This is a genomic window from Paraconexibacter sp., from assembly GCF_041602235.1.
GTDB lineage: Bacteria > Actinomycetota > Thermoleophilia > Solirubrobacterales > Solirubrobacteraceae > Paraconexibacter.
Map to the genome: position 1 here is coordinate 1 of NZ_JBFIGP010000134.1, position 9,836 is coordinate 9,836.

The 9,836-nt window shown below is 72.9% G+C and carries 9 protein-coding genes; 4 read left to right on the forward strand and 5 right to left on the reverse strand.

Annotated features, from left to right (window positions below; translation table 11 throughout):
* Together ABYE80_RS11850 and ABYE80_RS11855 are read right to left on the reverse strand one after the other, a co-directional pair.
* Window positions 1–579 (reverse strand): MASE1 domain-containing protein (locus ABYE80_RS11850; protein ID WP_372790488.1); only part of this gene is annotated, 579 nt, incomplete at its 3' end.
* A gap of 43 nt (window positions 580–622) precedes the next feature.
* On the reverse strand, window positions 623–949 hold the full coding sequence (locus tag ABYE80_RS11855) for an MGMT family protein (RefSeq protein WP_372790489.1): 327 nt from the start codon (window positions 947–949) through the stop codon (window positions 623–625).
* Here ABYE80_RS11855 and ABYE80_RS11860 point away from each other — a divergent pair.
* Entirely contained in the window at window positions 933–1,832 is a 900-nt protein-coding gene (locus ABYE80_RS11860) for a DUF1028 domain-containing protein (protein ID WP_372790490.1), read from the forward strand. The genes ABYE80_RS11855 and ABYE80_RS11860 overlap by 17 nt on opposite strands.
* Here ABYE80_RS11860 and ABYE80_RS11865 read toward each other — a convergent pair.
* The 3 genes from ABYE80_RS11865 to ABYE80_RS11875 all read right to left on the reverse strand — a co-directional run bounded on the left by ABYE80_RS11865 (window position 1,829) and on the right by ABYE80_RS11875 (window position 7,187).
* Window positions 1,829–6,154 carry a multifunctional oxoglutarate decarboxylase/oxoglutarate dehydrogenase thiamine pyrophosphate-binding subunit/dihydrolipoyllysine-residue succinyltransferase subunit gene (locus ABYE80_RS11865; protein WP_372790491.1) on the reverse strand — a complete coding sequence of 1,442 codons (4,326 nt, stop codon included), beginning with the start codon at window positions 6,152–6,154 and terminating at the stop codon, window positions 1,829–1,831. The two genes, ABYE80_RS11860 and ABYE80_RS11865, sit on opposite strands and share 4 nt — an antisense overlap.
* A 65-nt stretch (window positions 6,155–6,219) precedes the next feature.
* Window positions 6,220–6,516 (reverse strand): hypothetical protein, encoded by a 297-nt coding sequence (locus tag ABYE80_RS11870; protein ID WP_372790492.1) that lies wholly within the window; start codon window positions 6,514–6,516, stop codon window positions 6,220–6,222.
* Window positions 6,517–6,521: 5 nt separating this feature from the next.
* Window positions 6,522–7,187: an NUDIX hydrolase gene (locus ABYE80_RS11875; protein WP_372790493.1), complete on the reverse strand. Its 666-nt coding sequence runs from the start codon at window positions 7,185–7,187 to the stop codon at window positions 6,522–6,524.
* A gap of 54 nt (window positions 7,188–7,241) precedes the next feature.
* Between ABYE80_RS11875 and ABYE80_RS11880 the strand changes: the two genes are divergently transcribed.
* The 3 genes from ABYE80_RS11880 to ABYE80_RS11890 all read left to right on the forward strand — a co-directional run bounded on the left by ABYE80_RS11880 (window position 7,242) and on the right by ABYE80_RS11890 (window position 9,595).
* On the forward strand, window positions 7,242–7,616 hold the full coding sequence (locus ABYE80_RS11880; protein WP_372790494.1) for a Zn-ribbon domain-containing OB-fold protein: 375 nt from the start codon (window positions 7,242–7,244) through the stop codon (window positions 7,614–7,616).
* Complete coding sequence (locus tag ABYE80_RS11885; protein ID WP_372790495.1) at window positions 7,613–8,770, forward strand: acetyl-CoA acetyltransferase; 1,158 nt, start codon at window positions 7,613–7,615, stop codon at window positions 8,768–8,770. The genes ABYE80_RS11880 and ABYE80_RS11885 overlap by 4 nt, the downstream gene beginning before the upstream one ends.
* Before the next feature lie 309 nt (window positions 8,771–9,079).
* Window positions 9,080–9,595 (forward strand): hypothetical protein, encoded by a 516-nt coding sequence (locus ABYE80_RS11890; protein WP_372790496.1) that lies wholly within the window; start codon window positions 9,080–9,082, stop codon window positions 9,593–9,595.
* The last annotated feature ends 241 nt before the right edge of the window (window positions 9,596–9,836 follow it).

The following is a 9,836-nucleotide window of genomic DNA, read 5'->3' on the forward strand; positions in this document are numbered from 1 at the left end:
CACGGCGAGCAGCGGCAGCACCATCGAGCGGTCGGTGCGGCCGCGCAGCACGGCGTCGACGGCCGGAGCGATCACCAGGACGCCGACCGCGTCGCCCACGAACCAGCGCGGCAGCCGCGGAAGGATCGCGTCTCCCGCGACCAGGGCCGGGCCGAACGTGCCGATGCTCGCGCCGAGCAGCGGCCCGGCGATCACCGCGTACAGCAGGAAGCGCCCGAGCCCGTCCTTGCGCCGCAGGTCCGGAGCCTCTCTCCCGCCGCGTCGCAGCAGCGTCGCGGCGAGCAGCGGCTCGGCCGTGTTCGCCAGGCCCATGGCCACGCTCACCGGGACACCGAACCCGGCGCGTACGTCGAGCAGCGTCTCGACGCCCATCACGACGCCGAGCAGGACCGGCCAGTCCCGGTACGGCCGCAGGAGCAGGACGACCACGGTCACGCCGGCGGCGGGCCAGAACGGCGACCCGATCGTGCTGCCGAAGTCCGACGAGACGTCGATGACCGTGTAGAGCACGGCGTAGGCGACGCCGAGCGCCACGGCGATCGGAAGCACGCGGGACGACTGACGCGGGGACGACGTCATCACTGGATCATCGACCCGAGGGCCGCGAACTTGAGCGCCCGGGTCAGAGGACCTCGGGCGGGAGACGCGCTGCGCGCAGGTCCACGCGCTCGCCCCCGGCCCGGAAGGGAACGTCCTCGGCCTGCAGCAGAGCCCGCTGCCGCGCGCCCACCGCGAGCGACCCGTCGCTGCGGACCACCCGCCACCACGGCACGTCGTGGTCACCGGCGTGGCGCATCGCCGTTCCCGCGAGGCGCGGGGCGTCCGGGCACAGATCCCCGTAGGTCGTGACGAAGCCCGGCGGCACGCGCCGGGCCCGTTCGCGGATGAGCGCGATGCGGTCGCCCGCCTGTGCCCGGGGTATCGTGCGGTCGGTGATCCGGCGAGGCACGTACTCGATCGTCGCACGTGACCAGCGCACGGGCATGCTGGGCGCAGCCGTGCAGTCGCACTGGTTCGCGGTCGGCCCGATCGTGCCGTGGGTCCGCCCCGGCATCGGCGCGGTCTGCACCCAGTCGGTCGCCGAGAAGGCGTTCGGCCCGAAGCTGCTGGACCGTCTCGAGGCCGGGGAGGCCCCGCGGGAGGCCCTCGACTCCCTGCTGGCTGCCGATCCCGCGGCGCGGTTCCGGCAGGTCAGCGTCGTCGATGGGCACGGCAGCGTCGCGACGCACACCGGCGAGGGCTGCATCGCGTTCGCGGGGCACCTCAGCGGATCGGGGTTCAGCGTGCAGGCGAACATGATGGCCTCCGAGCGGGTCTGGCCCGAGATGGCGCGGGCGTTCTCGGAGGCGGGAGCCGCGGTCCCCCTGGCTCGACGCCTGCTTGCGGCACTCCGGGCCGCCGAGGCCGCGGGCGGGGACGTACGGGGGCGGCAGTCGGCGGCCATCGTCGTCGCCCCGGCGTCGGGCGAGCGCTGGCGGACCGTCACCGACGTGCGCGTCGACGACCACCCCGAGCCGCTGGACGAGCTCGAGCGCCTCCTCGTGCTCTCCGACGCCTACGCCCTGGCGACCGAGGGGGACGACCTCATCGGTGAGGGACGGCACGCCGAGGCCGGCGAGCGCTACGGCCGCGCGGCCGCGCTGGTCCCCGACAACCACGAGCTGCTGTTCTGGGCGGGACTCGCGGCGTGGGACGCAGGCGATCAGGTGCTGGCGCTCGAGCGCGTGCGACGCGCCATCGAGCTCCAGCCGGGCTGGGCCGAGCTGCTGCCGCGGCTGAGCAGCGACATCAGCCCGGCGGCGCCCGCGGTCGCGCGGGCGCTGGGACGCTAACGCTCGCCGGGCGTCTTCTTCGGGTACAGCGACACCGGCACCGAGAGGTCCAGGGCGGTGCGCAGGATCCGTGTCTGCTCGGTGTTGTGGGCCGCCGGGTAGCCCTCGCCCGGGCTGGCCCGCTCCGGGCGGCCGACGTATCCGAGGGCGAGGTGCTCCGGCAGCATCTGCATCAGGCGCGGGAACATGTGCGCGCGGGCACCCATGTTGCGCGGCTCCTCCTGGACCCACAGAACCTCCTTGAGGTTCGGGTAGGTGTCGACGAGCTCGCGCAGCTGGCCCTCCGGGAACGGGTAGAGCAGCTCCACGCGGCCGATCGCGACGCCCTCGTTGCCCTCGCGAGAGGGGTGTCCGACGAGGTCGTAGTAGATCTTGCCCGTGCACAGCAGCAGGCGGGTGACCTTCTCCACCGGCACCCGCGGCTCGCCGAGCACCGGGAAGAACTGCGTGTCGGCGAGGTGCTGGATCCGGTTCGTGGCCTGCGGCAGGCGCAGCAGCGACTTCGGGGTCATGATGACCAGCGGCCGCTGCTTGGCGATCCGCGCCTGACGGCGCAGCAGGTGGAAGTACTGCGCGGGTGTCGTGAGGTTCGCGACACGGATGTTGCCCTCGGCAGCGAGGGTGAGGAAGCGCTCGAGCCGTGCGGAGCTGTGCTCCGGGCCGGAGCCCTCGTAGCCGTGCGGCAGCAGGAGCGTCAGCCGCGAGGACTGGCCCCACTTGGCGAGCCCGGAGACGATGAACTGGTCGATGATGACCTGTGCGCCGTTCGCGAAGTCCCCGAACTGCGCCTCCCAGAGCACGAGGGTCTCCGGCGCCTCCTGCGAGTAGCCGTACTCGAAGCCCAGGCAGGCGATCTCGCTCAGCGGGGAGTTGTGCAGCTCGAACGGGGCGAGCGCTCCCGGCAGGTTCTGGATCGGGGAGACGGTCTGGCCCGTCTTGGCGTCGTGCAGCACGAGGTGACGCTGGCTGAAGGTGCCGCGCTCGACGTCCTGGCCGGTGAGGCGGATCGGGATCCCCTCGGTCAGGAGCGACGCGAACGCCAGGGACTCGGCGTGCGCCCAGTCGATCCCGCCCTCCTCGCCGAGCGCCGCGCGGCGTCGCTCGAGCTGCTTGACCAGCTTCGGGTGGACGGTGAAGCCGTCCGGGTGGGTCAGGATCTCTTCGTTGAGGACCCGGAGCCGGTCGGCGCTGACCGCCGTCTTGACCTCGGGTGAGGGCGAGCGGTCGAGCTGGTACTCGCCGGTCTGCTGCTCGATCGTCCCCGCTTCCGCGCTGGCCTGGATCTGCGCCTTGAGGTTCTGGTGCAGCGCCGTGAGCTCGTCCCAGATCGTCTGGGTCATGGCGTCGACGTCGCCCTGCGGGATGGTGCCCGCCTCCACCAGCTCCTTGGCGTACAGCGCGCTGACCCGCGGGTGCTTCTTGATCTTCACGGTCATCTCGGGCTGGGTGTAGGCCGGCTCGTCGGCCTCGTTGTGCCCGAAGCGGCGGTAGCCGATGAGGTCGATCAGCACGTCGTGACCGAACTCCTGGCGGAAGGCGAACGCCAGGCGGACCGCATGGATGCAGGAGCTCACGTCGTCGGCGTTGACGTGGATGATCGGCACGTCGAAGCCCTTGGCGAGGTCGGAGGCCCACCGCGTCGAGCGGGAGTCCTCCGGGTCGGTGGTGAACCCGACCTGGTTGTTCGTGATGATGTGCATCGTGCCGCCGACCTGGTAGCCGTCGAGGGCCTGCAGGTTCAGCGACTCCGAGACGACGCCCTGGCCGGGGAAGGCCGCGTCGCCGTGCAGGACGATCGGGACCGCCTCGGTCGGGTCGCGGTGGGCGTGCGGGCCCTGCCGGGTGGTCTGCGCGGCACGGGTGGCGCCCAGGACGACCGGGTGCACGAACTCGAGGTGCGACGGGTTGCTCTCGAGGTTGACCAGGATCGACTCGCCGCCGGGCAGCTGGTAGCTGCCCTGCGCGCCGTGGTGGTACTTGACGTCGCCGGTGCCGCCCTGCGGGATCGTCGTGATCGCCTCGAGCGTGGCAGCGCCCTCGAACTCCGCGAAGATCGTCTCGTACGGTCGCCCGAGGTTGTGGGCGAGCACGTTGAGCCGGCCGCGGTGGGCCATGCCCACGACCACCTCGCGAGCGCCGTCGCCGGCGGCGAGCTGGATGATCTCGTCGATCATCGGGACGGTCATGTCGAGGCCCTCGATCGAGAACTGCTTCTGCCCGAGGTACGCCTTGTGCATGAACCGCTCGAACGCGTCGACCTCGATGAGGCGCTTGAGCAGGGCCTTCTGCTCGTCGGAGCTCAGGGGCGCGCGGTAGGCGCCGGACTCGATCTTCTCCCGCAGCCAGGTGCGCTGGCGGTGCGAGGCGATGTGCTCGACCTCGTAGGCGATCGTGCCGCAGTACGTCGCGCGCAGATGGGGCAGGGCGTCGGCCAGGGTCGAGCCCGGGACGTGCGTCCGCAGGATCTTCGCCGGGATCTGCGTCAGCAGCTCGTCGGTGAGGCCGAGGGGCTGCGGGTCGAGCGCGGGGTCGCCCTCGGGCTCCGAGCCCAGCGGGTCGAGGCGAGCGGCGAGGTGGCCGTGGGTGCGGTGCGCCTTGAGCAGCGAGGTGGCGGCCTGCACGGCCTGCAGCAGCTCCTCCGACGGCATCGCCGTTGCGGCGGCGGCGACGGGGGCGGCCCCGGCCGCGACGGTCGGCTGCGGCGGCTGCGGGGCGGTGCCCAGCGGCGCGCCGACGTCCGCGAAGACCTTCTCGTAGAAGCCGTGCTCGCCCTGCAGGTACTCCTCGACGACCTTCAGGAACTGGCCCGACTCGGCCCCCTGGATGATCCGGTGGTCGTAGGTCGAGGTCATCGACATGACCTTCTCGGCGCCGATCGCCGCGCCGATGTTGCCCAGCCCGACCGGATAGGCGATCGATCCCGTGGCGATGATCGTGCCCTGGCCCACCATCAGGCGCGGGACGGAGGCGATCGTGCCGATGCCGCCCGGGTTGGTGAGGGAGATGTTGGCCCCGGCGAGGTCGTCCGCGGTCAGCTTGTTCTCCCGCGCGCGGGCGATCAGGTCGCCGAACGCGTCGAGGAAGCCCTGGAACGAGAGGCGCCCGGCGTCTCGGATCACCGGGACCATCAGGGTGCGGCTGCCGTCCTTCTTCTCGACGTCGACGGCGATGCCGAGGTTGACGGCTCCGTCGTCGACGCGGTGGGGCTTGCCGTCGACCTCGTCGAAGTGGTGGGCCATCACCGGCATGTCCTCGGTGGCGGCGAGCGCGATCGCGTAGGCGATCAGGTGGGTGAAGGAGACCTTCTTGCCGGCTTCCTTGAGCTGCTTGCGCCGGCCGTCCATCGCGGTGACCGTGATCGTGCGGAAGGACGTGGCGGTCGGGATCGCGCGCGACTCGTCCATGTAGCGGGCGAGCATCGCCGCCCCGCCCTTGATGGCCTTGCTGGTCGAGCCCGCGGCGGCGGTCGCGCCGTTGGGGCCGGAGCCGTCGGACCCGGCGCCGAGGACGTCGGCCTTCGTGATGCGGCCGCCGGGGCCGGTGCCGGTGACGTTGCCCAGGCTCACGCCCTCCGCGGCAGCGACCCGGGCGGCGACCGGGGAGACGCGCGTGCCGTCGGGCACGGCCGCGCCGTTGCCGGCGCTCTGCGCGGCGGACGGGGCGGCGTCGCCGGTCGGGGCCGGGGTCTGCGCGCCGGTGTCGCCGGCGTCGCCGGTCTCCATCCGCGCGATGACCTGGCCGACCGTGACCGTGTCGCCCTCCTCGACGAGGATCTCCGTGATCGTGCCCGCCGATGGCGCCGGCAGTTCGACGTCGACCTTGTCGGTCGAGATCTCGACGATGGTCTGGTCGGCCTCGACCACGTCGCCGACCTTGACGTGCCACTCGAGGATGTCGCCCTCGGTGACGGACTCGCCCGCCCCGGGGGTGACGATGTCGATGACCTGGCCGGGACTGGCGGTCTGGGCCTCGGTCGTGGCCGGATCCTGGGAGCCGTCGGCCTCGTCGGCGACGTTCGAGGTCGACAGCTCCGACCCGTCGGCTCCGTCGGCGGCGGCGGGTGCCGCGCCCTCGGACGTCGACAGCTCGGCGAGGAGCTGGCCGACCGTGATGGTCTCGCCCTCCTCGACGTGCAGCTTGACCACGGTCCCGGAGGCAGGGGCCGGAACCTCGACATCCACCTTGTCCGTGGAGATCTCGACGATCGTCTCGCCCTCCGCGATGTGGTCACCCTCCTTCACGTGCCACTCGAGGATCTCGCCCTCAGTCACGGACTCGCCCGCACCGGGCGCGACCACCTGAACCGTCGTGTTGACCGCCATGAACACTGACTCTAGCGCGCGCGTAGCAAGAGGTCCGGCGGGTTGCCTCTCAGGTCACCGGACGGTCACGTGTCGGAGGTGGTGCGAGCCCTCTCGCGGTCCTGGCGGACGAACTCCGCGGACCCGATGAAGGGGCCGATCGCGCCGAGCACCGATATCGCGACAGCGAGGCGCAGGTCGATCAGGCGACCGCGGACGCCGGCGAACGCCAGCGCGCACATCGCGAACCATCCGAGGCCGTGCGCCATCCCGAAGACGAACTCCACGGGATGGAGCCCGGGGATGGCCCATGCGACGAGCAGGACCAGGTAGACGAGCGAGTGGGAGAACGACGCCCACTTCAGGCGGCTGCGGGTGAGCACGCGGGTCAGCGCTCGGTGGCGGAGAGCAGCCCGGCCATGCGACGGAGCGGCTCGTCGGCCTCCGCGGGCCACTCGTCGATCGAGGCCGGCCACCACGCGTGGGCGTCGTGCTCGTCGTCCATGACGAGAGCCTCCTCGGCGCCCTCCGGGAGCCAGGCCTGGCCGACGACCATGATCATGTGGTGCGGCAGGCGCACCAGCGCCTCGACCTGGACGCGCTCGGCGGTGAGCTGCCACTCCTCGTGCAGTTCACGGGTCAGGGTCTGGGCAGGGGACTCCCCGACGTCCACCGCGCCACCGGCGCCCAGCGCCCAGCGCCCCGCCCACGTCGACAGCCACGCGGAGCGGCGTCCGGCGAGCCAGCGGCCGTCGTAGGCGCGCGTGACGCACAGGGCCGCCATCGACTGCGACGCGTCGCGGTCGACGAGGCGCAGGCCCCAGCGGGCGGGTTGCATCTCGACGACCAGGAGCCCTTCCTCCTCGCGATGCGACACGAATCGCGCCCCGAGGCCGTCGTGGCTGGGGGACCCACGCTCGGCCAGGGCGGTGATCGCGGCGTCGGCGGCGGCGGTCGCCTCGGCCGGTGGCTCGTACATGTCCTCGCGCCAGTGGGCGCGCACCTGCTCGGGTGCCCAGGGGCCGCGAGCGAAGATCCCGGGAGACGACGTCATCCTCATACAGGCTACGGGTGAGCGCGTCGTCCGGATGCGCGATGCTGCGCCGCGATGGAGGACGCGACACGCGAACCGGCCCCCGACGCCACCTGGGACGCGTATGCGCGGCGACGCGAGCTCGCCTACCAGGTGACGTCCGACGGCACCCCGGTCTTCCGACCTCGCGTCGGCGCGGCGGTGGCCTGGGCGATCAGTCGCGGCAGGGGCACCGTGTACGCGACGACGACGGTGCGGCCCCGCGGGGCCGAGCCCTACGACCTCACGCTCGTGGAGCTCGACGAGGGGTTCCGCATGATGAGCCACGTCGTGGGGGTGGCGCCGGAGGACGTCCGGATCGGGCAGCGGGTCGTGCTCGAGTGGGAGGACCGGGAGGGAGAGGACGCCGTGCCGGTTCCCGTCTTCCGGCTCGACGAGGACGCGTCGTGAGCGGCGCTCCGGACCTGCGTGCCGCGGTCGCGATCGCGGGGGCGGCGCTGTCGGACATGGGCTCCGTGCCCGTCGGGACGACGCCGGCCGGCCTGATGGCGCAGGCGTCCCGTCGTGCGCTGGCGCAGTGCGGGCTGGCGCCCGCGGACGTCGACGGCGTCTTCGCAGCATCGACCCAGTTGCCGTGGGCGAGCGTCACCCTCGCCGAGGAGCTGGGCATCGCCCCCCGGTACGGCGACTCGACCCAGGTCGGAGGGTCGTCGCCGATCGCCCACCTCAACCACGCGCGGGCCGCGATCACCGCGGGGCTCTGCGACGTCGCGCTGATCGCCTACGGCTCGACCCAGCGGCTGGTGGGTCGGGCGGTCGCATCCGTCCAGGAGATCGATCGCTACGAGGCCCCGCACCGGCCGATGCTTCCCCTCGCCGCGTACGCGCTGGCCGCATCACGCCACATGCACGAGTTCGGGACGACCCCCGAGCAGCTCGCCGAGGTCGCGGTGAGCGCACGGCGGTGGGCGCAGGCCTGGGACGGAACGCCCGCCGCGTGGGCGACGAAGGACCTGACCGTCGAGGACGTCCTGGCCGCGCCGCGCCTGTGCGATCCCCTCGGGGTGAAGGACTGCTGCCTGGTGACGGATGGCGGCGCGGCCGTCGTGGTGGTCTCGCGCGAGCGCGCGCGCGACCTGCTGGGTACGAGCGCGTGCGAGGTGCTGGTGCTCGGCGTGGGCGAGACCCAGGCCCACCGGCACGTCTCCTCGATGCCCGATCTGGTCCGGACCACGGCGGTCGACTCCGGGGCGGCCGCCTTCGCCGAGGCCCGGCTCGGACCGCAGGACGTGCAGGTGGCGCAGCTCTACGACGCGTTCACGATCACCCCGATCGTCTTCCTCGAGGACCTCGGCTTCTGCGCCAAGGGGGAGGGTGGCCCCTTCGTGCAGAGCGGGGCGATCGCCCCCGGCGGATCGCTGCCCGTGAACACCACCGGCGGCGGGCTCTCCTTCCAGCATCCGGGCATGAACGGCCTTCCCCTCCTGGTCGAGGGCGTGCGTCAGATCCGCGAGGTCGGTCGTGACGTCTCGCTCGTGCACGCCAACGGTGGCGTCTGGTCGTCGCAGTGCACGGTCGTGCTCGGAAGCGGCGCGGCTGCCTGACCGGCGCGCGGCCCCGGCGTCGTGCCGCCGCGCCGCGTTGCGGCGAACTTGGTGGGGATACCCTCGCTCCGGCAGGGTCCGCCCACCGAGTTCGCCGCTGGGGAGGCGGCGAGGGCGCGGAGACGCTGCGTCGTGCCGGTACCCTCGGTGGGTCATGTCGCTCACCGGACCGTCGCGAACGATCGTCGTCGAACCGGTCGTCGTTCCGGAGCAGCAACCCGCCCCCGACCCCGCCCGCGCCCCCGACCGCGTTCCGCGGCCGGCACCCGCGCCGCCCACCCGGGAGCCCGAGCCCGACCGCGCCCCGGCATGAGCGACCGCGCCCCGGACCTCGTCGTCCCGGTCGTGGGCTTTCGCGCGTGGCGGATCGTCGGCGACCGCCTGCACTCCCCGTACATCCCGTGCCGCTGGGACGGCCGCGACATGCACGCCGTCTGCTTTCCCGCCAACCGCTCGCTCACCCGGGGCGTGGGCTGGCTGGACGGCGAGCACGACGCACCCCACGCCGACTGCCAGTGCGGGGTCTACGCCTACCACGCGCCCGGCACCCAGCAGTGGTACGGGGAGTGGCACTGGGTGGAGGGGGTCGTGACGGTCTGGGGGCGCATCGAGGCCCACCGCGACGGCCTGCGTGCCGAGCACGCTCGCATCCAGGCGCTCGCCCACCCCCCTCGCAACGAGCCTGAACGGCGGCGGCTGGTCGAGCGCATCGCGGAAGCGCTCGCCGTCCCGCTGGTCCCGTGGTCCGGGCTGGCCGACGCGGCGGCTCAGCACGGCGCCCCGCTGCCGTCGCGCATGTTGCCGGGGGACACGCGGGCCGCCTGACGCCGGAACCGGACCGCGCCCGCGAGGAACGCCCGAAGGTGACCGGAACCGTGCGCGTGGGCAGCGGCGCGAGCGGCTGGCGGAGATCTGCGCTTGACGGCGCACGCCGTCCGGCAGAGGATCCGGAGGTGTCCGCCGCCGCCAACCTCGCAACGATCGACCGGCTCTACGCCGCGATGGACGCCGGGGACGGGCAGACGATGGCCTCCTGCTACACCGAGGACGCCGTGTTCGAGGACCC